The 24,858-nt window shown below is 53.0% G+C and carries 22 protein-coding genes; all 22 read right to left on the bottom strand.

All coding sequences use genetic code 11. The features are described 5' to 3' along the window. Window positions 1–49: 49 nt before the first annotated feature. Entirely contained in the window at window positions 50–1,012 is a 963-nt protein-coding gene (locus BSF40_RS19675) for an SDR family oxidoreductase (RefSeq protein WP_015093997.1), read from the bottom strand. 20 nt (window positions 1,013–1,032) lie between these two features. Beyond that, window positions 1,033–2,160, bottom strand: a complete 1,128-nt coding sequence (gene wecB / locus BSF40_RS19670) for a non-hydrolyzing UDP-N-acetylglucosamine 2-epimerase (protein ID WP_095966366.1) — start codon at window positions 2,158–2,160, stop codon at window positions 1,033–1,035. After that, a complete protein-coding gene (locus tag BSF40_RS19665) occupies window positions 2,153–3,163 on the bottom strand; it encodes a polysaccharide biosynthesis protein (RefSeq protein WP_015093995.1) in 1,011 nt (336 codons plus the stop codon). Before BSF40_RS19665 ends, wecB begins: the two co-directional genes overlap by 8 nt. A gap of 33 nt (window positions 3,164–3,196) precedes the next feature. Continuing rightward, window positions 3,197–4,054 carry an SDR family oxidoreductase gene (locus BSF40_RS19660; RefSeq protein WP_095966365.1) on the bottom strand — a complete coding sequence of 286 codons (858 nt, stop codon included), beginning with the start codon at window positions 4,052–4,054 and terminating at the stop codon, window positions 3,197–3,199. Then, on the bottom strand, window positions 4,051–5,295 hold the full coding sequence (locus BSF40_RS19655; RefSeq protein ID WP_095966364.1) for a glycosyltransferase family 4 protein: 1,245 nt from the start codon (window positions 5,293–5,295) through the stop codon (window positions 4,051–4,053). The genes BSF40_RS19660 and BSF40_RS19655 overlap by 4 nt, the downstream gene beginning before the upstream one ends. 222 nt (window positions 5,296–5,517) lie before the next feature. Further along, window positions 5,518–5,922: a hypothetical protein gene (locus tag BSF40_RS19650; protein ID WP_095966363.1), complete on the bottom strand. Its 405-nt coding sequence runs from the start codon at window positions 5,920–5,922 to the stop codon at window positions 5,518–5,520. Window positions 5,923–6,000: 78 nt separating this feature from the next. Continuing rightward, complete coding sequence (locus BSF40_RS19645) at window positions 6,001–7,212, bottom strand: glycosyltransferase family 4 protein (RefSeq protein ID WP_141249765.1); 1,212 nt, start codon at window positions 7,210–7,212, stop codon at window positions 6,001–6,003. Between the two features lie 15 nt (window positions 7,213–7,227). Beyond that, window positions 7,228–8,346, bottom strand: coding sequence for an EpsG family protein (locus BSF40_RS19640; protein ID WP_095966361.1), 1,119 nt, complete (start codon window positions 8,344–8,346; stop codon window positions 7,228–7,230). Further along, entirely contained in the window at window positions 8,346–9,629 is a 1,284-nt protein-coding gene (locus tag BSF40_RS19635) for an O-antigen translocase (protein ID WP_172435726.1), read from the bottom strand. The genes BSF40_RS19640 and BSF40_RS19635 overlap by 1 nt, the downstream gene beginning before the upstream one ends. After that, a complete protein-coding gene (rffA, locus tag BSF40_RS19630; protein WP_095966359.1) occupies window positions 9,619–10,761 on the bottom strand; it encodes a dTDP-4-amino-4,6-dideoxygalactose transaminase in 1,143 nt (380 codons plus the stop codon). The genes BSF40_RS19635 and rffA overlap by 11 nt, the downstream gene beginning before the upstream one ends. Further along, entirely contained in the window at window positions 10,748–11,320 is a 573-nt protein-coding gene (locus BSF40_RS19625; RefSeq protein ID WP_095966358.1) for an acyltransferase, read from the bottom strand. Before BSF40_RS19625 ends, rffA begins: the two co-directional genes overlap by 14 nt. A 248-nt stretch (window positions 11,321–11,568) precedes the next feature. Next, window positions 11,569–12,618 carry an LPS O-antigen chain length determinant protein WzzB gene (locus BSF40_RS19620; RefSeq protein WP_095966357.1) on the bottom strand — a complete coding sequence of 350 codons (1,050 nt, stop codon included), beginning with the start codon at window positions 12,616–12,618 and terminating at the stop codon, window positions 11,569–11,571. A 61-nt stretch (window positions 12,619–12,679) separates the two neighbouring features. Beyond that, complete coding sequence (locus BSF40_RS19615; protein WP_095966356.1) at window positions 12,680–12,916, bottom strand: lipopolysaccharide assembly protein LapA domain-containing protein; 237 nt, start codon at window positions 12,914–12,916, stop codon at window positions 12,680–12,682. Between the two features lie 24 nt (window positions 12,917–12,940). Then, window positions 12,941–13,237, bottom strand: a complete 297-nt coding sequence (ihfB, locus tag BSF40_RS19610; protein WP_095966355.1) for an integration host factor subunit beta — start codon at window positions 13,235–13,237, stop codon at window positions 12,941–12,943. Window positions 13,238–13,387: 150 nt separating this feature from the next. After that, window positions 13,388–13,669, bottom strand: coding sequence for a hypothetical protein (locus tag BSF40_RS19605; RefSeq protein WP_095966354.1), 282 nt, complete (start codon window positions 13,667–13,669; stop codon window positions 13,388–13,390). Between the two features lie 209 nt (window positions 13,670–13,878). After that, the gene (gene rpsA, locus BSF40_RS19600) at window positions 13,879–15,570 is read right to left on the bottom strand and encodes a 30S ribosomal protein S1 (RefSeq protein ID WP_007973639.1); all 1,692 of its coding nucleotides are present in this window, start codon (window positions 15,568–15,570) and stop codon (window positions 13,879–13,881) included. Between the two features lie 120 nt (window positions 15,571–15,690). After that, window positions 15,691–16,380, bottom strand: coding sequence for a (d)CMP kinase (gene cmk / locus BSF40_RS19595; protein WP_007973641.1), 690 nt, complete (start codon window positions 16,378–16,380; stop codon window positions 15,691–15,693). Beyond that, on the bottom strand, window positions 16,377–18,584 hold the full coding sequence (locus tag BSF40_RS19590; protein WP_256589565.1) for a bifunctional prephenate dehydrogenase/3-phosphoshikimate 1-carboxyvinyltransferase: 2,208 nt from the start codon (window positions 18,582–18,584) through the stop codon (window positions 16,377–16,379). Before BSF40_RS19590 ends, cmk begins: the two co-directional genes overlap by 4 nt. Window positions 18,585–18,612: 28 nt before the next feature. Further along, window positions 18,613–19,725 (bottom strand): histidinol-phosphate transaminase, encoded by a 1,113-nt coding sequence (hisC, locus tag BSF40_RS19585; RefSeq protein ID WP_095966352.1) that lies wholly within the window; start codon window positions 19,723–19,725, stop codon window positions 18,613–18,615. A gap of 12 nt (window positions 19,726–19,737) precedes the next feature. Continuing rightward, window positions 19,738–20,832: a prephenate dehydratase gene (pheA, locus tag BSF40_RS19580; RefSeq protein ID WP_007939916.1), complete on the bottom strand. Its 1,095-nt coding sequence runs from the start codon at window positions 20,830–20,832 to the stop codon at window positions 19,738–19,740. Then, window positions 20,832–21,917, bottom strand: coding sequence for a 3-phosphoserine/phosphohydroxythreonine transaminase (serC, locus tag BSF40_RS19575; RefSeq protein WP_095966351.1), 1,086 nt, complete (start codon window positions 21,915–21,917; stop codon window positions 20,832–20,834). Before serC ends, pheA begins: the two co-directional genes overlap by 1 nt. A 222-nt stretch (window positions 21,918–22,139) precedes the next feature. Next, window positions 22,140–24,794, bottom strand: a complete 2,655-nt coding sequence (gene gyrA / locus BSF40_RS19570; RefSeq protein WP_095966350.1) for a DNA gyrase subunit A — start codon at window positions 24,792–24,794, stop codon at window positions 22,140–22,142. Window positions 24,795–24,858: the final 64 nt, after the last annotated feature.

Raw genomic sequence — 24,858 nt, 5'->3', positions numbered from 1 at the left:
AACAGCCACAATCAATTCTGCAATTGAACCGGCATTGCCATAAGCCAGCTTAGCGCTGCCTTTCCTTGTAGTAGTTGGCAGCCGAGACAAGCGCCTCATCGACGCTGACCGGCGGAATCCAGCCCAGCAACTCCCGAGTTTTGCTGATATCGACTTGCAACGAACCGCACAGACGTTGCGACAAAGCCTTCTTGCCGAGCAACTGCGCCCCTCGTTCAAGCAACACGCTTGGCACAGGCAACAGGCGGGCAGGTTTACCCAATGCCTTTGCCATCCGCGTCAACAATTGTGTCGTGGACAAATCCTCCCCGTCGCTGACGAGGAAAGTCTGATTGGCGGCGGCCGGATGACGGATGCAGGTCACGATCAAATCCGCAAGATTTTCCAGAGCGACCAGGCTGCGTCGATTATGGATAGCGCCGAACGGCAAGGGTATTCCCTTGTCCAGCCAACGCATCATGTTCAGAAAGTTGGCTCTCACGCCCGGACCGTAAACCAGTACCGGACGGATGATCACCACTTCCATCCCGCAAGTGCTCGCAATTTCACGCAGCCCTTGCTCGGCCTCCATTTTCGAAACGCCGTACGGATCACCTGGTGCGGGCGTCGCGTCGGCGAAGTAAGGCTGATTGAGCGGCGTACCTTCGCCATTCACCTTGATCGAACTGATGAACACAAAGCGGCGAACACCCGACGAGGCTGCCTGCCGAGCGAGGCTTAGCGTGCCCTCGACATTCACCTTGCGAAACGCCTCCAGCGGATCGGATTCGGTGTCATTCATGACGTGAACGCGAGCCGCGCCATGAATGACAACCTCCACTTGATCCAGCGCCTGAGACCAATCGGTATCAGCACTGAGCCCGGCGGTTCGAACGGTAATAACGCGCGACGGACAGTCAGGCAGGGCGTGCCCGCGAATGGCAGCCACCGGTTCCAGATCGTCAGAGGCCGCCAAGCGACCCAATACTGCGCGACCGACGAAACCCGTAGCACCTGTCAATAAAACACGCATTTTTCAAACCTCGACGACGCTCAGGATTTCGACCAGACAGTACGATTGATGTAGTCGGTGTAACTCAGTACGACCCGAACGACCTGCTTCGACACAGGACCTGCCTGGTAATCCCTGACAACCGGGATAACACGCTGGCTACGATCATGTTGGCTGGTAACTACACGTACGGCATCCAGAACACCCTCAACTTTCAGGCCGCTCATGATGAGAGTGCCTTCATCCATCCCTTCCGGACGCTCGTGCGCATTACGAATGGTAATGGCGGGCAGATTCAGAAGAGAGGCTTCCTCTGTGATGGTGCCGCTATCGGACAGCACGCAGAACGCCGACATCTGCAACTTGATGTAGTCGAGCAGACCGAATGGCTTCGAGAAGCGAATCAAGGGGTGGTCCAGCGATTCGCCTATCGCTTCCAGACGTTTGCGCGTACGAGGATGCGTGGAAACAATGATCGGGTACTGGTACTTGTCGGCCAGGGCTCGCAGCGTTTTGAGCAAGTCGCGAAGGTTTTCCGTCGTATCGACGTTTTCCTCACGGTGAGCGCTGATGATGAAGAACTTGTCCTGCTCCAGGCCTTCTCGCGCCAGCACGTCGGAAGTGAGAATTTTCGGCATGTAGTAGTCGAGCACCTCCTCCATATGCGAGCCGGTCTTGATGATGGTTTCAGGACGAATGCCTTCAGCGATCAGGTAACGCCGGGCATGTTCGGTCAAGACCATATTGATATCGCTGAGGTGATCGAGCACCTTGCGGTTCAACTCTTCAGGGACGCGCTGGTCAAAACAGCGGTTGCCGGCTTCCATATGGAACACCGGAATCTTGCGGCGCTTGGCGGCAATGACGGCCAGACAGGTATTGGTATCGCCGTAGAGCAGAAGTGCATCAGGCTTTTCGGCCTCGAATACTTCGTCCGCCTTCGAAATGACTTCGGCAATGGTCTTGGCTGCGGTATCACCGGCAGCCCCCAGAAAGTAATCAGGCTTGCGGATTTCGAGATCATCGAAAAAGACCTGATTCAATTCGAAGTCGTAATTCTGACCCGAGTGAACCAACACATGATTAACCTGCTTATCAAGCTCGGCAATAACGCGGCTCATCTTGATAAGTTCTGGTCGCGTCCCGACCAGCGTCATGACCTTAAGCATCAAGTTGCTCCTGAATGTATTCCAGATTCAACAGAACTTTCTTCACGCCTTCTACATCGAGACGCTCGGTGTTGTGGGAGGTGTAGTCGTCGAGATCGGAAATTTCCTGCTCGCCCTCGACAAAAAACTTCTTGTAGTTAAGGTCGCGATTGTCCGAAGGGATGCGGTAGTAGCGCCCCATGTCTTCGGCCTTGGCCATTTCTTCTCGGGAGATCAGCGACTCGTAGAGTTTTTCGCCGTGGCGAGTACCAATGACCTTGACGGCATTGTCGCGAACAAACAGTTCCTTGAGTGCCTGGGCCAGGTCCGCCACTGTCGAGGCTGGTGCTTTCTGGACGAAAATATCACCTTGCTCGGCATGCTCGAACGCGTGCAGGACCAGGTCAACGGAATCCTCGAGCGACATCAGGAAACGTGTCATGTTCGGGTCGGTGACGGTCAGCGGCTCGCCACTCTGCAACTGATTGATGAACAACGGGATCACAGAACCGCGGGATGCCATGACGTTACCGTAGCGGGTTGCGCAAATCACCGGGCCTGTCGCCGGAATCATCCGCGATTTGGCAACCATCAGCTTTTCAGCCATGGCCTTGGAAATGCCCATGGCATTGATTGGGTATACTGCTTTGTCGGTACTGAGTACGACAACGCGTTGCACGCCCGAAGCAATAGCCGCATTCAAAACGTTCTCGGTACCCATGACGTTGGTACGCACGGCTTCCATCGGGTAAAACTCGCAGGAAGGCACCTGTTTCAGGGCTGCGGCGTGGAAGATGTAATCCACCCCCACCATCGCCTGATCCAGGCTGTCGCGATCACGCACGTCACCGATGTAGAACTTCACCTTGTCATTCGACAAGGCAATGCGCATATCTTCCTGCTTCTTCTCGTCACGGCTGAATACACGAATCTCTTTTACATCAGTATCCAGAAAACGCTTCAACACCGTATGGCCAAACGAGCCCGTACCGCCCGTGATCATCAAAACCTTATTATCGAACATAACTACCTTCCCAAACCTGATTGAATTTAATGATCAACGCAACGCGCGCATCGATTTAACCAATTCCAACCACGACGGTGGAACGTAACCGGTTGCCGCCTGAAACTTCGAGGAGTTTAGTGAGCGATCTATGGAAACTTGACTATCCGCGATGATATCGATTTCTTTTTCGTAAACTTTCGCCACCATCTTCAGAAGAGACAGTTTGTCAATTGGCGCCACGGAAACATGATAAAGGCCATGGAGACCTGGATTCGGGATCACGTAATCGCGAATGACACGCGCCAATTCTGCGGTTGGAAGCCCCGAAAAAATGGCCTTCTCATAACCCTTGACCGGTGCGTTCTGGGACAGGAACCAGTCCACCAGCGAATACTGGCTCCCCAGTTCGTGACCAATGATCGAAGTCCGCAGGGTGATAGCATTCAGTTCATCGTGAAGCTCACCGATGTACTTGGACTTACCGTAGAGATCCTCTGCATCGGAGATGTCCTCTTCGGTGTACATGCCTTTGCGGCCAGAAAACACGCAATCGGTGCTGATATGAATCAGCCGGGAACCTGACAGCGTGCACAACTTGGCAATGCGATGCGGCAACATGGCATTGATAGGGAGTGCGGAAAGGGGGTCCTTGGCATCGGCCAATTGTTTGATCAGTCCGACGCAGTTGATGACGACGTCCGGCTTGACCCGTGCCAGCACCGAAACCAGCGAATCCTGGTCTAGCACGTCGACATTACTGATCAACGAACTGTGCATGTCCTCAGAAAAGTATCTTGCGCCACCCGGATTGCGCAAAGTGCCCCACACCTCGTAGTGCGGGTTTCCATGGAATTGCCTGAACACTGTACTGCCCAGCATTCCGGTGACCCCTAACACGAGAACTTTCATTTTGAGCTACCTTTTAATTCATTGATCCTGCTACTGAGAATTTCGACCAGACGCTGACTTTGCCGCTCCATTTCGAAATGCTCGAGGTAATACGCTCGACCTGCCTGTCCCATCGATTCCCGCTCATCCGAAGTCATGCGAAAAAGCTGCTCAATGCAATAGGCCATACCTTCGGCGTCTTGCGCCGCGGTGGTCAGACCGGCTCCCGCCTCTTGAATGACGCGCGCGCCCTCCCCGTCCAGCGCGGCGATAATCGGCCTCCCCGCTGCCAGGTAAGCCTGAACTTTACTAGGGATGGTATAGGAGAACGCCTCATCTTGCTTCAACGTCACCAACAATCCCTCAGCGCGACTGAAAAAATGCGGCATTTCAGTGGCTGCAAAGCGTCCGGCGAGTATAAGGTTGTCCAAACCTCGGGATTCCTTCTGGGTTTCGATCCAGCTCGACATACTGCCGCTTCCGACCAAAACAATCCTGACTTCCGACAAATGGCGAAGCTTGTCAGCTACCTCAATGAGGGTTTCGACCGACTGGGCAGTCCCCAGGTTTCCAGCAAAAACCAGACAGAAATGATTGTCTAGCTCCGCGAGCAAGGGGGCGGGAATCCGGGTCTCCTCGATACTCCGCGGTACGTCCTGATATGAGTTGGGGTAATACACAACCTTGCCAGGATTGGCGTAACGGGCGACCGGTTCTCGAAATGCCCTCGACTGAACAAGAAGCGTATCGACGAAGGCATAAATACCTTTCACCATCCAGCCCACAACGCGCAATATTGCTTTGTTCTTGATGAACCCGGTCGCACTCAAGCTCTCCGGCCAGAGATCCTGAACCCATACAGCCAGATGGTTCTTGAGTTTCCACTTCAAGTAAATCGCAGGAATTACTGAAGTAATAGGTGAAGGTGCAAACACAAAAATCGCGTCAAAATCTTCACCTTTTACTGCTGCCGGGTAAAACTTAAGTCCATTTAAAATAAACGAAAAATAGTTCAGCATCAGATTTTTTGCGCCGGAAGCACCACGTGGTCTGAGTGGTGCACGACAAACACTAACGGAAGAGTCGAATTTTTCTTCCTGATATCCAGAAGCACTGTAACCACCAAAGACAATGCCATCAGGGTAATTTGGCTTACCAGTAAGAACCTTGATGTCATGCCCTTGAGCCGCCAAAGTCTTGACCAAATCATTAATAATGAACGACTCAGGCCAGAAATATTGCGTTACCACCAGGATTTTCATCTAGCAAGCACCTTCTTTTGAGCGTTTGGCCAACGCGAGTAACTCGGACCAAGTATTTTTCGAGGTGCTTTCCCAATCAAATCTGCCAATCTGCAAACGGCTGCAGTCGACAACTTAGTCAATAGCTCGGGAACTGATAGGGCCTCTGTCAGCACACCACCTATATTTTTCGAGTAAAACGGTATGGTTTTACGAAAACGAAAATCGAAAGAAATAATATTCCTAAACATCGTAATGATCGCGCAGCCGGCCGATGCACGAGCCCCCAATATTCAAATCGCGCAGAGCATTATCAATAGTCTCTGCCGCTTCGGTGACATTAATGCCTTGGGTCTTATGAGCCCCTGCCTTGATAGGGCTGCCATATAACAAATCGACCAGACCAGCGGTTTTCCGAGTGAATCCAGAGGTGACTTTTTTAATATTTTTTATTCGATGAAATTCAGACCTTAATACACTGCCAGGTACTTCACACGTAAAACCATGATAAGTTTTCAGCGCATCAACCCCAGTTTTTCCAAAATAAAACCGGACCTCGTTCACTTTCTTGCCAAACTCTACAGCCAGCGACAGGCCCACATAACCAAGACCCGCAACAGCCAAATTTACACCTTCGAGTTTAAGCATTTAATTTCCTTGCGACTAACTGCTGGACCAACCGTAAATGAGTCAGATATATGCAGGCCCAGAAACTCACGCAACATTTTACACGCTATCAAATCTTGACTTGAGAGCCTTTGGCCCAAGCTTCACAATAGAGTACACAAAAGAAAGTACAGCTCGGCATCTACTGAATCTAATCTTAAAGTCCGGATAACATGTCGACAAATCGATAAATTTTGAAGTTGTATCCTCAATATTAAACTGCCCAGCTTTATCTCTATGAGCATCAGACAGTGAATTATATTGGGTAACTTCCATTCGATATAGCATTTCTATGCATTCAAGAATAGGAATTCGACGCGTTGTTGCTGAAGCTTCGTTGTATGAGTAGCCGTCAATTTCTGAAAAAAACCCACACGTATCGGGAGTCGATATTGATTCTATCCCAACAATCGATGGCACACCCGCTGCAGAAGCTTCGATCAGAGTGGTACCAGAACCTATAAAGCAAAAAGCGTCATTAAAAATCTCAGGAAGATCCGAATACTTTACTTCACCCATAAAGTGCACAAACTGCGCAACACCACACTGGTTCGAGTAAGCCTCTAGCGCTTCTCTTTCGGGCCCGTCACCATATATAAAATAATGAAAATCACCAACAAGTCGCAAGCTGGACAATATAGATATTACATGCCTATTATAAACCTTGAAGTCCACCAAACGACCAACAGACAACAGCTTTAATGACAGTTTGTCAGGATAACATTTACTATAATGCTCAAGTGATATACCCAATGGCAACAATGCCACATCACCAACATCTAAAGCCTTGTAAGTAGCTGCAATCTCCGCAGTACTCTCATTCGGAAACAGAGTAAGCTTTACATTTTGATCGTACAATTCAAGCATCTTTTCTCTAAAATATACATTTCGACCGCGCCACCAAACAATTTCTCGAGAATGATAGATACCGATAGATAATGCGTCGAAAGAATATTTTTTCCGCTGGAAATACACATATGACAAAGTTAATAAATCAACAACATGGACCACGTCAAAATGAGTATGAGAACACGCACTCGCAGGCACCAAAGCGTTTAGCCAACTGGACGCCCCAAAAAAAGGAAAATACTCAACAACACAAACTGTTGCTACAGACGATAGCTTTTGGAAGAGTAAGTCATCATGCTTATTGGAGAGCAAAATCACAGTGACGGAGTGGCCCTGCTTCTGTAATTCGGTGGCCAAACGGACCACGTAGGTTTCTACGCCCCCCATGGATAGGCCACCCATCACAAAAAGTATATTTTTCAATTTACTCTCTACTTACTAATTATTGAAATTAAAAAACTGAACTGCTTCACCTGTCCAACCTGCATTATCTGTCAGATTCAAGTATAAAGTCAGCCCTGCATACAACACTATTAGAGCGTAGCCCACCCACTTGCCAAACAGCGAAAAAAAGACAAACGGTAACAAGACGTACTCAAACATCGAAATAGCCGCATAACTCCTTCCCGCGACAATTGCAAAATCGCCCAATGCAATCCGTATAAACGTTGCGCAAAAAAAGAAGCAAAAAACCAACTCAAAATACTCATATCTACTTGAGATTGTGCGCCAGAAAGCCAAGGCTAACCCCACAAAAAACAAATTCTTTAAATTTACAGCACTAAACAAGGGTAACGGATAGTTATAAATTTCCGCATTGAGATACAGATTTATTTTCTCACCTATAAACCCAAAATTGATCAAATATGAAAAAAATGTTTGTATATCAAAAAGCGCCGTAAAAGTCAGAAGAAAAAGCGCGACGGCCGCGTACATAGTGCGACCTGGTCGAAGCTGATAAATAGCGAACGGTAGTAGAATCAACAATGATGACACATGCACAAATGCGGCACAGATCACCAGAAGCATGAACATACCGACCTTCCGCACAGGAATAAACGTCACGGCCCAAAATAGAAGCGCGGAAGCCAAACCAAGACGAATAGCATTTAGTTCTTTATTAAGATAAAAATGACAAAAATATACAAGGATCGCTGCGCCGGCATGGGGAGAAAAAAATTTTATCGCCCTGACATTCAGCGCTACAGAGGCTAATGCAACCACACTGAAAAGCACAAGAGGCTCGCTACCAAAACCGCGCAACATAGATAGTAGAGTAAAAAAACCGAGTTCCACATTGAACTGGGAGTAGTTATAACCGCATAAAAATTCATCACATCCAAAAAAAAACGGAATATCCGTGAACATTTGCGCGTAGGCAACGTCATCGCTACCTACGCCCAAACTCCGCAATGCCGCTAATATGACGAGAGCTATAGCCGACGAAAAAACCGCAAGCTGCTTGACCCACCCTTGTTTAATCAGCATTTCCGCACCGCCGGAAATGGTCAAAAATATGAATACCGCGTAAATAGGCCAAACAAACTCAAAAGACATCAGTTACGCACCCAAAACTTCAACGCAAGAACACTTACAAGAAAACACATGACATAGGACATCATATACGCAACCGTGACACCTTCTGCGCCAACAATAAACCGCCCAATCAACAAGCTTAGAGATACAAATAAACCAGCCTGAAAAAGCTCTGAAATAATGTAAATACGGGTTGCCGCCCTCGCAACCGCAACAAAACCAATGACATAGTTAGACGCTTTAAAAAAATCACCAACTAACTGGTATAGCAAAAACTCATTTAACCCCTCAAACTCTTTAGAGAGCAGCAAGGGGACAAAAAAATCCCGCCAAAAATAAAGCGTTCCACCTCCGACTGCGAAAACGACCATGACAAAAACTACAAATTTATGGGTAAGTCGCTCTACTTCCCTTTTATTATTAATCCTAGAAATCATCGGCATGAAATAGGATGCCAAAAAAACACTAAAAAAACCTAAGTATGCACTAGAGAGCCTAATCAGACCTTGCCAAATTCCCGCCTGGGTATAGCCAGCATTACTAATTAGATTTTGTCGTATATAAATTTCGACAACGGGAAATGCGACCGCACTAACGCACAACATTAAACTGAACCAGCTTAATTTTTTAAGTAAAAACGGATCTATTTTCCCACATCTAAACCTGAAACGTAGTGAAGACCTCAGATACAAATAAATACTTGGAAATACCGCCATTGCCAAGATCGATATAATCGCGATCGCCGCACCCGGCAACCCAAACTTCAATATCAGCAACCAAGCAAAAGGTAATGAGATTAAATTACCAACTATCTGAGCAACTGCGAACGATTTAACATCAGCAAGTCCATTTGCGACAGAGGAAAACAGCATATTAAAGGCAAGCAAAAACTGAAAAACCGATAACAGTGATATAACCCAGGCGAGACTACCATCCCCAAGTATGAACACTGATATCGGATGAGCAAAAAGCAAAAACAACAAAGCAAAAACGACAGAAACGACAAATGCAAAAGCCGAGGCCGTACTCAAAAGCCTATAGAGATTAAATTTATTATTCCTGTACTCTGCGGAATATTTTATGACGCCATGAGCGATACCTCCGCCAGCCAGCAGAGCGAGTATCGAAGTCAGACTCATAAAGTGGCCAAGCTTCCCCAATCCGTCTGGCCCTAAATATAGAGCGATCAGTTTAAGAACGAGAAAGCCGACAACTATTTTTGAAGCCTGGGCGAGAGTGGTCAATACGGCGCTGGAAACAGCTTTCCGATATTGAAGCTTGTCGCTACACTCGTTACGCGCCACAGGACATAATCGCTGCAGTTACTTGGCTCTTGACCTCATTTTCCTCATCGGCATTCATACCTAACCAGAGAGGCAAACGAATAAGGCGCTCACTTTCACGGGTGGTAAACTTATCATCACCTGAAAACACACCAAGTTTTTTTCCAGCCGGCGCCGAATGCAACGGAATATAATGAAACACTGCACCAACACCAGCTTCCTTTAGTTTGCTCAGTACCGCTGTACGTACATTAATATCTTTCACTTTCATATAATACATATGGGCATTCGCAACACAGCCATCTGGTATCACAGGGAGATCAACAACCCCCTTTTTTTCATAAGACTTAAAATGCTGATGATACTTTTCCCAGAGGGCAAGACGCGCAGAATTTATATATTCACAACGCTCTAACTGACCATACAAATAAGCTGCCTGCAACTCACCAGGAAGATAACTACTTCCCACATCTACCCATGTATATTTATCAATCATCCCTCTAAAAAACTGACTGCGGTTTGTCCCTTTTTCCCGAATTATTTCTGCTCGAGCAACGAAGCGAGCATCATTAATAATCAACAACCCCCCTTCACCACCACTTGTAAAATTTTTTGTTTCATGAAAACTAAACGCAGCCATGTGGCCAATAGAGCCCAGTTGACGCCCTTTGTAAGTGGACATCATTCCCTGAGCAGCGTCCTCTATTACAAACAAACCATTGCGCTGGGCAATATCCATTATTGTATCCATCTCGCAAGCGACGCCTGCATAATGCACAGGCACGATCGCCTTGGTTCGAGATGTAATAGCACCCTCAATAAGAGTTTCATCAATATTCATTGTGTCTGGACGAATGTCGACAAACACGATTTTTGCCCCTCGCAGCACAAAGGCGTTTGCCGTACTAACAAAGGTATAGCTTGGCATGATGACTTCATCACCAGGCTGAATATCGATGAGAATTGCGGCCATTTCCAATGCCTGAGTACAGGAAGGCGTCAATAGCGCCTTGGCGCAGCCCAACGTTTTCTCAAACCACTGATGGCACAAAGCAGTGAACTCACCATCTCCCGACATTTTGCCACTGCGCATGGCACGGAGAACGTACTGATCTTCATTGCCAGTATATGGCGGTTTGTTAAATGGGATCATTTTTTTGCTCACTTAAAAATTCGACTTCGAGTTTCAGCAGATCTTTTTTACGTTGTTTTATAAGCTTCGCTGGCACGCCGGCATATATACCCCATGCCTCAGTCGACCTAGTGACTAATGCCATTGAGCCTATAGAACAACCTTCTGATATTTCAACACCCGGAAAAACAACCGCCCCTGCTCCTACAATGACATGTCTACCGAGTCGAACAGCGGAAAATTTCTCGTTTTTGAATTTTTTCGGAACGAGAGAGTTGGTCAATGTCTCGCCGCTATAATCGTCCGATTGCGAAAAGACTTTTACTCCATATGCCAATGTACAAAAATCTTCCATGACAATGCCAGGAATACCTCCGGCGACGAGGCACATTGGTGTGATGTGATTGTACCGACCAATTTTTACGCATCCCGAGATCACGCAAAAATCGTCAATCCTGGAAAAATCGCCTATCTCAATTTTGTCCGCATTGTAAATACACGCCTTGTCGCTGATCTTTACCTGCTTGCCAAGACTCTTGAAACCCAATTTTTGAAGTTCTTCGTCGGTTAGATAGGCCATTCTTGATGTACCAATTGAATTTGTAGTGCTAAATATTATTTTTCTACCATTACCAGTTACAAGCTTGCTTTAAGGCACATCAGCTAAGCCCTGCGTTTTCTGCTCACAACCAAGAGTAGTGATTGTAATGGTAACCGGTAACTATCAGTCGAAAACCATTGACTGTACATCCACGAACCTGATCTCGCACAATGCTATCGAAGAGTCAATGCAAGCACCCAATATCCAGCACTTGCCTTAGAGAAATCTCAAGAAAGCACTTTACGCCGCCCCCACAAGTAACGAACCAAACCAATCAGTAAACCCAGGAGCCCGCCTCCAATCAAAGCCAACCCTATGGACAGCATCTTCTTAGGCTTGATGGGTTCATCAGGTAACTCAATAGATCCATCCTGCCGGTAAACAGAAACGCTGGAGGGATCAATCTGCAAGTCTTCATAGAAGAACTTCTTGATTTGAAGCATACGAAGATTTTTTATGAAGGGATCGTTACTTTTTCTGTCCTGCAAATTTTTTATTTCTGCACTTAACGCTTTGGTGCCTCGCATGTACGTCAACTGGCCATCCATGGTCGCAGTCACTTCGGCGGCAACATTACCAGCAATTATAGGAGGCTCTTCAAGACCAATCGACTGCGCAACCCTCAACGCTTCTTGTAGTCGGCTAATCGAATCATTCCGTATCCCACTCTCAGTCTGCCGCAAAATACTTATTTGCTGACCAATATTACGTGCGCGAACTTCTGCTTCCCGCGTAACGTTGGTAATCACCTCATTTTTAGAGGCTTTACCTGCATTTGCTGTGAAGGTTTTCACCCACTCGGTTGCGCGCGCAGGATCTTTATCCTGGACTGAAACTGAATATCGATCTGGTTGTTCTTTGGAGGGCAACCCTATAGTCAGCTTCTTTAAAAACCTTGAATACAATTCATCTTGTGAGTCTTTTCGATCTGCATCAGATAGCGATGGCAAATACACTTCTAGAAAGAATGCGCGACGCAAAGCCTCACTTTGCAAGTTGCGAGTAAAAACATCATACACATCCTTTACTGTATAAGGTGTAAGCTCCAACTCTTTGGTTCGACCATAGTTAAAATCGGCTATTCCATTTAAAGTTGGGGGAAGCAAATATACACGCGCCTCATAGACTGGCTTACTGATAAACGCATAAGCTGCCGCACACAAAACAACAACCAAGGTAGTGCACAGTATCATTACTTTTTGAGCCCAAATGGATCTCATCAACTCAAATAAATCTATCTCATCCGACCCGGGCTTGGTCGATGGGGCATTCGTCATTCTGGCCAGCCTTTTCTAGTATGCATTTATGATGTTGCGCTTCGTATTCCAAACTCGTATTTTAACTAATTCTAGGATGCCTTTTCTTCTTTTGCGCAAAAATAAAAGCTAGAAGCGGCCCTATTGCCATACCGCTCAGTAACACCAAAATTAGCGATATGGATAACGGAAGCTTCGGCGATGACCAGCCAAGGAACACCAGCGAAACGTCTTGCCTATTTTCAAGCACAAAAATGACTATCACAAATACAATCAGTAGTGCAGCTACAAAAAAAACTATGCGTTTGGCATTAGTCATCGGAAAACCACCCGTCGTTCCTGATTACAGCTCAACGTCTTCATCTTCATTCACCCGATCCCTCAGCTCCTTGCCTGGCTTGAAATGCGGAACGAATTTTCCGTCGAGACTGACAGACTGACCGGTTTTCGGATTACGGCCAACCCGTGGAGCACGGTAGTGCAGAGAGAAGCTGCCAAACCCCCGGATCTCGATACGGTCTCCGGTAGCCAGACACTGGGACATTTGCTCAAGCATGGTCTTGATGGCCAGCTCCACATCCTTGGATGAAAGCAGCCCTTGATGGGTGACAATTCGTTCGATCAACTCCGACTTCGTCATATTTTTCCCTTCTTTTTCAAGCAGCTAGATCAGCGCTCCAAAGGTTTTAGCACGCCGGCATGATTTTGAACAGCCCGAGTTTTGCCATACATCCCACCACCCCGGAATGCCTGATTCCTGGAGCGAGGAGACCTCCGAGCCATCACTGTCTCATCGGCAAATCACCAGCATAGTGCGCGTCAGGAAACCTGCGGGATTGAAGCCGAAGGGGAAGCCATCTTCCTCCTCCTTCACATCGTCAGACCTCGCCACCACTTTATAGCCCGCCCCCCTGCACTCCTTGGCCGCGCGCTTGTAACACTTATCCCAATTCGAACCGAGCCCCGAACAATCAACCTCAATGCCGCTCACCCCGCGCACTGCGTGAGTTTTGGCATTGGTGGCACAACCCGCTAGCGCCAGCACTGCTACTGCGACAATTAGCTTGTTCATTCACGTCCTTTTGCCAGAAAGCCCAATGGGCGATCATTAGTCTCAAGCTAAAGACTAGCCGCAAACAAGCACTTGATCCGACTAAACAATCAGACATTTTCTCAGCAGCTTTGGTTCACGACTCGAGCAACCAAAGCCGGGCGCGCCTCACCAAATTCCAGGCACAAAAAAGGGCGACCGAAGTCGCCCCTTTTACAGAAAATCAGAACTTAGTTCTGTTTTTCCATTTGTGCACGCAGCAGGTCACCCAGAGTGGTGGCCACAGGAGCATCAGTAGCTACTGGCTTGTCGCGCAGGCTCTGGATTGCTTCTTTCTCGTCTTCAACGTCTTTCGACTTGATCGAGAGCTGGATTACACGGCTCTTGCGGTCAACGCTGATGATCTTGGCTTCTACTTCTTCGCCTTCTTTCAGAACGTTGCGCGCGTCTTCAACGCGGTCACGGCTGATTTCGGAGGCTTTCAGAGTCGCTTCGATATCGTCGGCCAGAGTGATGATGGCGCCTTTAGCGTCAACTTCCTTCACGATGCCTTTAACGATGGCGCCTTTGTCGTTCTCTTGAACGTACTCGGAGAACGGATCGCTTTCCAGTTGCTTGATACCCAGGGAGATGCGCTCGCGCTCTGGGTCAACCGACAGGATAACGGTGTCCAGCTCGTCGCCCTTCTTGAAGCGGCGTACGGCTTCTTCGCCCACTTCGTTCCAGGAGATGTCGGACAGGTGAACCAGACCGTCGATGCCGCCGTCCAGACCAATGAAGATACCGAAATCGGTGATCGACTTGATGGTGCCGGAGATTTTATCGCCCTTGTTGAACTGGCCAGAGAAATCTTCCCATGGGTTAGATTTGCACTGCTTGATGCCCAGGGAGATACGACGACGCTCTTCGTCGATGTCCAGAACCATGACTTCCACTTCGTCGCCGACTTGTACGACTTTCGAAGGGTGGATGTTCTTGTTGGTCCAGTCCATTTCGGAAACGTGTACCAGACCTTCAACGCCTTCTTCCAGCTCAGCGAAGCAGCCGTAGTCGGTCAGGTTGGTTACACGCGCGGTAACGCGAGTGCTTTCCGGGTAACGGGCTTTGATAGCAACCCATGGATCTTCACCCAGTTGCTTCAGGCCCAGGGAAACACGATTGCGCTCGCGATCGTACTTCAGAACCTTGACATCGATCTCGTCGCCAACGTTGACGATTTCGGAAGGATGCTTGATACGCTTCCAAGCCATGTCGGTAATGTGCAGCAGGCCATCGACGCCACCCAGATCGACGAATGCGCCGTAATCGGTGAGGTTCTTGACAATACCTTTGACTTGTTGGCCTTCCTGCAGGGATTCCAGCAGAGCTTCGCGCTCGGCGGAGTTCTCGGCTTCCAGGACGCTACGACGGGAAACGACAACGTTGTTGCGCTTCTGGTCCAGCTTGATGACCTTGAATTCCAGCTCTTTGCCTTCCAGGTGCGTGGTGTCGCGCACTGGACGGACGTCAACCAGAGAACCTGGCAGGAACGCACGGATGCCGTTAACGTCGACAGTGAAGCCGCCTTTAACCTTACCGTTGATAACGCCCTTGACCACTTCTTCGGCTGCGAAGGCTGCTTCCAGAACAATCCAGCATTCAGCGCGCTTGGCTTTTTCACGGGACAGCTTGGTTTCACCAAAGCCGTCTTCAACCGAGTCCAGAGCAACGTGAACTTCGTCACCGACGTTGATGTTCAGTTCGCCAGCGTCGTTGTAGAACTGCTCAAGCGGGATGAGTGCTTCAGACTTCAGGCCAGCGTGAACGGTTACCCAGCGAGCCTGGTAATCGATATCAACGATAACACCGGTGATGATGGAGCCTGCCTGAAGGTTCAGGGTTTTTAGGCTTTCTTCAAAGAGTTCCGCAAAGCTTTCGCTCATTTTAATTCCTGTTGATGAGGGCGAAGAAAACGCCCATCTCCACACCCCAGACGGTGTGGGTTAGTTTCATTTAAAAGAAGCCACCGCAGGACTATGACTGGTCCCCTGCGGCCCTCTTGGTCACCCGGCGATATCGCGGATGGCGATCTCGCTCATGATGCGTTCCAGCACCTGGTCGATGGACAATTCCGTGGAATCCAGCTGTATGGCGTCAGCCGCCGGTTTGAGCGGGGCTACCGCTCGCTGGGTGTCACGCTCATCGCGTGCACGTATCTCATCTAGCAGACTCGACAGACTAACACCCTCGACTTTGCCCTTCAACTGCAAATATCGGCGGCGTGCCCTCTCCTCGGCACTGGCGGTCAGAAAAATCTTCAGCGGCGCATCAGGAAAAACCACCGTTCCCATGTCGCGCCCATCCGCCACCAGGCCCGGCGCTTCCTGAAAAGCACGCTGGCGCTGCAGCAGCGCCTCGCGCACAGCGGGCAACGCAGCCACCTGGGACGCGCCGGAACCGACGCTTTCGGTGCGGATGACATCGCTGACTTCATCACCTTCCAGAATGATGCGTTGCAGCTGACCGTCCGTCGCCGCGATGAACTGCACGTCCAGATGAGCGGCAAGTTTCTTCAGCAACTCTTCGTTGGTCAGGTCGACACCATGGTTATGCGCGGCGAACGCCAGCAGGCGGTACAACGCACCGGAATCCAGCAGGTTCCAGCCCAGGCGCTTGGCCAGAATCCCGGCTACCGTGCCCTTGCCCGAGCCACTTGGCCCATCGATGGTGATGACCGGTGCAATGTTGTTCACGACTGCGCCTCTTGTGCCACGCGAATACCGACCTGCGCGCACAGCGCCAGGAAGTTCGGGAACGACGTCGCGACGTTGGCGCAATCATGAATGCGGATCGGCGCACTGGCGCGCAGCGAAGCAACGCTGAACGCCATGGCGATACGGTGATCACCATGACCGTGCACTTCACCGCCGCCGATCTGGCCGCCGTCGATGATGATGCCGTCCGGGGTCGGTTCGCATTTGACGCCCAGTGCCAGCAGACCGTCCGCCATGACCTGGATGCGATCCGATTCCTTGACCCGCAGCTCTTCGGCGCCGGTCAGCACAGTGCGCCCTTCGGCACAGGCAGCGGCCACGAACAGCACCGGGAATTCGTCAATGGCCAATGGAACCAGCGCTTGCGGAATCTCGATACCTTTGAGTTTAGCTGCCCGCACACGCAGGTCAGCCACGGGTTCGCCGCCGACTTCACGCTGGTTTTCCAGAGTGATGTCCGCTCCCATCAGGCGCAGGATGTCGATCACACCGGTACGGGTCGGATTGATGCCGACATGCTCGAGCACCAGGTCCGAACCTTCGGCGATCGATGCCGCCACCAGGAAGAACGCCGACGACGAAATGTCGCCCGGCACTTCGATGTGGGTCGCGGCCAGCTTGCCACCGGACTCAACCGATGCCGTGGCACCATCAACGCTCACCGGGTAGCCGAAACCGCGCAGCATGCGCTCGGTATGGTCGCGGGTCGGAGCCGGCTCGGTAACGGTGGTCTTGCCTTCGGCGTACAGACCGGCCAGCAGCAGGCAGGATTTAACCTGGGCGCTGGCCATCGGCATGGTGTACGTCAGGCCCTTGAGCTTGTTGCCGCCACGGATGGTCATCGGTGGACGACCTTCGGCGGCAGTCTCGATCACCGCGCCCATTTCACGCAGCGGATTGGCCACGCGATTCATCGGGCGCTTGGACAGCGAGGCGTCGCCGGTCAGGGTGCTGTCGAAGTTCTGCGCAGCCAACAGGCCGGACAGCAGACGCATCGAAGTACCGGAGTTGCCCAGGTAGATCGGGCCCGGTGCCGGCTTCAGGCCGTGCAGGCCAACGCCGTGAATGGTCACGCGTCCGTGGTGCGGACCTTCGATGACCACGCCCATGTCACGGAACGCCTGCAAGGTCGCCAGGGCATCTTCACCCTCGAGGAAGCCTTCGACTTCGGTGACGCCCTCAGCGAGGGAACCGAGCATGATCGAACGGTGGGAAATCGATTTGTCACCCGGTACGCGAATCCGACCGGACAGGCGGCCACCAGGTTGAGCCAGGAAAATCAGATCGTTGGAATTCATAGCGTCCACATAGGCCCTGCGGGCCAGGATTTTACTGAAATGCTCGCGGGCAACCCGGGCGCGAGTGAAAACGCCCAACAATTGGTGCCCATCCCCTGCATCGACCGCGTCGCGCAAGGCGTCGAGATCGCTGCGAAATGTATCGAGTGTGCGCAGGACAGCTTCGCGGTTGGCGAGGAAGATGTCGTGCCACATGACCGGGTCGCTACCGGCGATTCTTGTGAAATCGCGGAAACCGCCCGCAGCGTAACGGAAGATCTCAAGATTTTCATTGCGCTTGGCCAACGAATCGACCAGGCCGAACGCCAGCAAGTGCGGCAGATGACTGGTCGCGGCCAATACTTCGTCGTGACGTTCGACTTGCATGTGCTCGACATCGGCACCCAGCGCGCGCCACAAACGGTCGACCACGGCCAAGGCTGCCGGATCGGTCTGATCCAGCGGTGTCAGGATCACCTTGTGCCGACGGAACAGCTCGGCGTTGGAGGCCTCGACCCCACTCTGCTCGGAACCGGCAATCGGATGCCCCGGCACGAAACATGGCGGCATCTTGCCAAATGCTTCAGTGGCAGCGCGCACCACGTTGCCCTTGGCACTACCGACATCGGTCAGGATCGCCTGCCCCAGGTCCATGCCAGCCAGACGCGCAAGCACTTTCTCCATGGCCAGGATCGGCACCGCCAGCTGAATGACGTCGGCGCCCTGACAAGCAACGCCCAGGTCTTCTTCGCAGCGATCCACCACCCCCAACTCGACCGCGAGCTTGCGCGATTGTGGATCGAGATCGACCCCGACCACTTCGCGACACATCCCGCTTTCGCGCAACCCCTTGGCAAACGAACCGCCGATCAACCCCAGACCGACCACCACCAGGCGACCGATCATAGGTTCAGCAGATTGCAGTGCAGTGACATCAACCACGAGCCAGAACCTTGGTCAGCGCATCCAGGAAGCGGCTGTTCTCTGCCGGCAGACCAATGGTGACGCGCAGGTGATTCGGCATGCCGTAGTTGGCCACCGGGCGCACGATCACACCTTCACGCAGCAAGCCCTGGAACACCGGAGCCGCCACTTGACCGAGATCGACGCAGATGAAATTGCCCTTGGATGGAATCCAGCTCAGCCCCAGCTCACGGAAACCGGCTTCCAGCTGCTGCATGCCGGACTCGTTCAACTGACGGCTTTGCGCCAGATACTCGTCGTCCTTCAACGCCGCACAGGCTGCGGCCAGGGCCAGGCTGTTGACGTTGAATGGCTGGCGCACACGGTTCAGCACATCTGCGACTACTGACGTGGACAAGCCATAACCCACGCGCAACGCCGCCAGACCATAGGCCTTGGAGAAGGTGCGGGAAACCAGCAGGTTCGGGTAGGCCGCCAGGAAGTCCAGGCCATCCGGCAGATCGCTGCCTTCGGCGTACTCGATATAAGCCTCATCCAGTACGACCAGCACATGCTCCGGAACATCCTGCAGGAATTCGTCCAGCGCCTCGGCGTCGAACCAGGTCCCGGTCGGGTTGTTCGGGTTGGCGATGAAGACCACGCGGGTATTGGCGTCGATGGCTGCCAGCATGGCAGGCAGGTCATGCCCCCAATCCCTGGCCGGAACGACCTTGGCCTGTGCACCGACCGCCTGAGTGGCAATCGGGTAGACCGCGAACGCATGCTCGCTGAACACGGCGTTCAGGCCTGGCGCCAGATAGGCACGCGCGACCAGTTCCAGGATGTCGTTGGAACCATTGCCCAGCGTAACCTGATCAAGTTCGACGCGGCACTGCTCGGCCAACAGGCTCTTGAGGGCAAAGCCGTTGCCGTCCGGATAACGGGTCAGCTCGGCCAGCGCATCGCGGATGGCCGCCAACGCCTTGGGACCAGGGCCCAGCGGGTTTTCGTTGCTCGCCAGCTTGATGATGCTGGCTGGATCGAGGTCCAGCTCGCGAGCCAGTTCGTCCACGGGCTTGCCCGGAACGTAAGGCGAAAGTTGTTGCACGCCCGGCTGTGCCAGAGCGAGGAAATTGCCACTCATTTGCTACCGCCCTTAGAGAACTGCTTTCGGGTAGGAACCCAGCACTTTGAGTGCCACTGCTTCCTGACTGATTTTTTCCAGCACACCTTTTACCAGCGGATCGCGGTGGTGGCCGACAAAATCGATGAAGAACACGTAGGTCCATTTGCCGCTGCGCGACGGACGGGTCTCGATTCGCGTCAGGTCGATGCCGTTGTCGTGGAACGGCACCAGCAACTCATGAAGCGCACCCGGCTTGTTGCTCATCGAGACGATGATCGAGGTCTTGTCGTCGCCGGTCGGCGGCACTTCCTGGTTACCGATCATGAGGAAGCGCGTGGAGTTATCCGGGCGGTCCTCGATTTTTTCGGCCAGACGGGTCAAGCCGTACAGACCGGCCGCCATGTCACCGGCAATCGCCGCCGAGTTCCACTCGCCCTTGACCCGCTTGGCCGCTTCGGCGTTGCTGGACACCGCCACGCGCTCGACATTCGGGTAATGGGCGTCCAGCCACTTGCGGCACTGGGCCAGGGACTGTGCGTGGGAGTAGATGCGGCTGATGCTGTCGGTCTTGGTGTTTTCACCGACCAACAGGTGATGGTGGATACGCAGCTCGACTTCGCCGCAGATCACCATGTCATGTTCGAGGAAGCTGTCGAGGGTGTGGTTGACCGCGCCTTCGGTGGAGTTTTCCACCGGCACCACGCCAAAATTCACCGCCCCGGCCGCCACTTCACGGAACACTTCGTCGATCGCCGCCATCGGCTTGCTGATTACCGCGTGACCGAAGTGCTTCATGGCCGCCGCCTGGGTGAAGGTACCCTCAGGGCCGAGATAAGCCACTTTCAACGGCTGCTCGAGTGCCAGGCAGGAAGACATGATTTCGCGGAACAGCCGCGCCATCTCTTCGTTGCCCAGCGGCCCCTGGTTACGCTCCATGACACGCTTGAGCACCTGAGCCTCACGCTCAGGACGATAGAACACCGGCACTTCGCCTTCGGCCAGCGAGGCCATCTTTACTCGCGCGACTTCCTGGGCGCAGCGCGCACGCTCACTGATCAGCTCCAGGACCTTTTCGTCCAGGGCATCAATGCGCAGGCGCAGTGCCTTGAGTTCTTGCTCAGACATTAGCCGTGTTCCTTCTCGAACTCTGCCATGTACGAAATCAGCGCATTGACGGCGTTGATGTCGACGGCGTTATAGATGGAGGCGCGCATGCCACCCACGGAACGGTGGCCCTTGAGGTTCAACAGGCCACGCTCGTCGGCACCGGCCAGGAACGGCTTGTCCAGACGATCATCAGCCAGGCGGAACGGCACGTTCATCCACGAGCGGTCCGACTTGTTGATCGGGTTGCTGTACAGGCCGCTGGCATCGATGAAGTTGTACAGCGTGCGCTGCTTGACTTCGTTGAGCTTGCCGATGGCCTCGACACCGCCCTGCTCTTTGAGCCACTCGAACACCAGGCCGGACAAATACCACGCCAGGGTCGGAGGGGTGTTGTACATCGAGCCGTTGTCGGCCGCGACCTTGTAATTGAGCATGGTGGGGCAAATGGAGCGGGCCTTGCCCAGCAGGTCTTCGCGCACGATATTGACGACGATACCGCTCGGGCCGATGTTTTTCTGGGCACCGGCGTAGATCATGCCGAAACGCGAAACATCCACCGGGCGCGACAGGATGTCCGAGGACATGTCGGCCACCAGCGGAACGTCACCGGTTTGCGGAATCCACTGGAACTCCAGGCCACCGATGGTTTCGTTCGGCGCGTAGTGAACGTAGGCCGCGTCTTTCGACAGCTTCCACTCGTTCTGACCGGGAATGGCGAAATAGTCGTAGGGCTTGGCGGTGCCGGCAACGTTGACATGGCCGTAGCGCGAAGCTTCTTCGATGGCTTTCTGCGACCAGATACCGGTGTCGATATAGTCGGCCGAGCCGTTTTCCGGCAGCAGGTTCAGAGGAATCTGCGCGAATTGCTGGCTGGCGCCACCTTGCAGGAACAGCACTTTATAGTTCGAAGGGATATTCAGCAGATCACGCAGATCCTGCTCGGCCTTGGTGGCAATGGACACGAACTCATCACTGCGATGGCTCATTTCCATGACCGACAGACCCTTGCCGTGCCAGTCGAGGAGTTCACCCTGGGCGCGCTGCAGGACAGCTTCGGGAAGCGCCGCAGGACCGGCACAGAAGTTATAGGCTCTCTTGCTCACATCCAATCTCGCTCTGATTTGGGGGTATCACATATCAGTCGACGCCAACTTGATGTGGGAGCGGGCTTGCTCGCGAAAACGGGCTGACATTCAGCAAAGATGTCGCCTGATACTCCGCTTTCGCGAGCAAGCCCGCTCCCACAGGGGATCTAATGGGCGTCGATATTTCATTACGGACAAACAACAAGGGGGCGAATTCTCATCCGCCCCCTGCTTACCCGCTTATTCCTGTGGTTCTTCGTCAGCAGCAGCGTCGAGTTGCTGGTCTTCAACGGCATCGTCGATCACGACTTCACCCTCGAACACCGCCCCCTCTTCACCTTCCAGTTCTTCACCTTCGATTTCCGAAGGTTCCTGAACCCGCTCAAGGCCGACCAGGGTTTCATCCTTGGCCAGTTTGATCAGGGTCACGCCCTGGGTGTTACGACCCAGGCTGGACACTTCGTCGACACGGGTACGCACCAGGGTGCCCTGGTCGGAAATCAGCATGATTTCCTCGCCGTCGAGCACCTGGACGGCGCCGACCAGGCGGCCGTTACGCTCGTTGCTGACCATGGCGATAACGCCCTGACCGCCACGCTTGTACTCAGGGAACTCGGTGATCGCGGTGCGCTTGCCAAAACCACGCTCGGAAGCGGTGAGAATCTGGCTGCCTTCTTCCGGGATCAGCATGGAAATCAGCTTCTGGCCTTCCGGCAGACGCATGCCGCGCACACCGCGGGCGGTACGGCCCATGGCGCGAACGTCGGATTCCTTGAAGCGGGTGACCTTGCCGCCGTCGGAGAACAGCATCACTTCACGCTCGCCATCGGTAATGGCGGCAGAAATCAGCACGTCACCTTCATCCAGTTCCAGTGCGATCAGGCCGACGCTGCGCTGACGGCTGAAGGATTCCAGCGGGGTCTTCTTCACGGTGCCGTTGGCGGTGGCCATGAAGATGTAGTGACCTTCGGTGTATTCCTCGACCGGCAGCATGGTGGTGATGTATTCACCGTCATCCAGCGGCAACAGGTTGACCAGCGGACGACCACGGGCCGCGCGGGACGCTTCAGGGATTTCGTAGGTCTTCAGCCAGTACACCTTGCCCTTGCTCGAGAACAGCAGCAGCGTGGTGTGGCTGTTGGCAACCAGCAGGTGAGCGATGTAGTCCTCATCCTTGACGCCGGTCGCCGACTTGCCTTTACCGCCACGACGCTGGGCCTGGTACGCCGCCAGCGGCTGGGTCTTGGCATAGCCACCGTGGGAGATGGTCACGACGCGCTCTTCTTCCGGGATCATGTCACCCAGGGTCAGGTCGAGACGGGCATCGAGGATTTCGGTGCGACGCACGTCGCCGTATTCGGCGCGAATCACTTCCAGCTCTTCGCGGATCACTTCCATCAGGCGCGTGGCGCTGTTGAGGATGCGGATCAGCTCGCCGATCTGGTTGAGGATCTCTTGATACTCGGCCAGCAGTTTTTCGTGTTCCAGACCGGTCAGGCGGTGCAGACGCAGTTCCAGAATGGCTTGCGCCTGTTCCGGCGACAGGAAGTACTTGCCGTCACGCAGACCGTATTGCGGATCGAGGTTTTCCGGACGGCACGAATCGGCGCCGGCACGCTCCACCATCGCCACCACGGCCGAGGACTCCCAAGGGGTGCTGACCAGCGCTTCCTTGGCTTCCGACGGCGTTGGCGACGCCTTGATCAGGGCGATGACCGGGTCGATGTTCGACAGGGCAACCGCTTGACCTTCAAGAATGTGACCACGCTCGCGGGCTTTGCGCAATTCGAACACGGTACGACGGGTCACCACTTCGCGACGGTGACGAACGAAGGCTTCCAGCAGGTCCTTGAGGTTCAGGATCCGCGGACGGCCGTCGATCAGCGCGACGATGTTGATGCCGAACACCGCTTGCAGCTGGGTCTGGGCATAGAGGTTGTTGAGGATCACCTCAGGCACTTCGCCACGACGCAGCTCGATCACGACGCGCATACCGTCCTTGTCGGACTCGTCGCGCAGTTCGGTGATGCCTTCGAGCTTCTTCTCTTTTACCAGCTCGGCGATCTTCTCGATCAGACGCGCCTTGTTCAACTGGTAAGGGAGTTCGGTGATGACGATCTGCTGGCGGCCACCGACCTTGTCGATGTCTTCGATCATCGAGCGGGCGCGCATGTAAATGCGGCCACGGCCAGTGCGGTAGGCTTCAATGATGCCGGCGCGACCGTTGATGATCGCAGCGGTCGGGAAGTCCGGACCCGGGATGTATTGCATCAGCTCGTCGACAGTCAGCTCGGGATTGTCGATGAGCGCCAGGCAACCGTCGATGACTTCACCGAGGTTGTGTGGCGGAATGTTGGTCGCCATGCCCACGGCGATACCGCTGGAGCCGTTGACCAGCAGGTTGGGAATACGGGTCGGCATGACCGCCGGGATCATTTCGGTGCCGTCGTAGTTCGGCACCCAGTCCACGGTTTCCTTATGCAGGTCGGCCAGCAGCTCGTGCGCCAGCTTGGTCATGCGCACTTCGGTGTATCGCATGGCCGCGGCGTTGTCGCCGTCCACCGAACCGAAGTTGCCCTGGCCGTCTACCAGCAGGTAGCGCAGGGAGAATGGCTGTGCCATCCGAACGATGGTGTCGTACACCGCGGTATCACCGTGCGGGTGATACTTACCGATCACGTCACCGACAACACGGGCAGATTTCTTGTACGGCTTGTTGAAGTCGTTGCCCAGCTCGCTCATCGCGAACAGCACGCGCCGGTGCACGGGCTTCAAGCCATCGCGCGCATCCGGCAGTGCCCGCCCGACAATTACGCTCATCGCGTAGTCGAGGTAGGACTGCTTCAGCTCGTCTTCGATATTGACCGGGAGGATTTCTTTGGCCAGTTCGCCCATGAGAAGCCTGATTCCTTTTTCTGGTGAAACTTCGTCAGGACCAACGAAGCTCGCCGCTGCAGGC

This window comes from Pseudomonas sp. ACN5, from assembly GCF_002303975.1.
In the GTDB taxonomy this organism is placed as follows: domain Bacteria; phylum Pseudomonadota; class Gammaproteobacteria; order Pseudomonadales; family Pseudomonadaceae; genus Aquipseudomonas; species Aquipseudomonas laurylsulfatiphila.
Note: the sequence above shows the minus strand (reverse complement) of the source record. Positions and strands in the feature narration are given on the sequence as shown.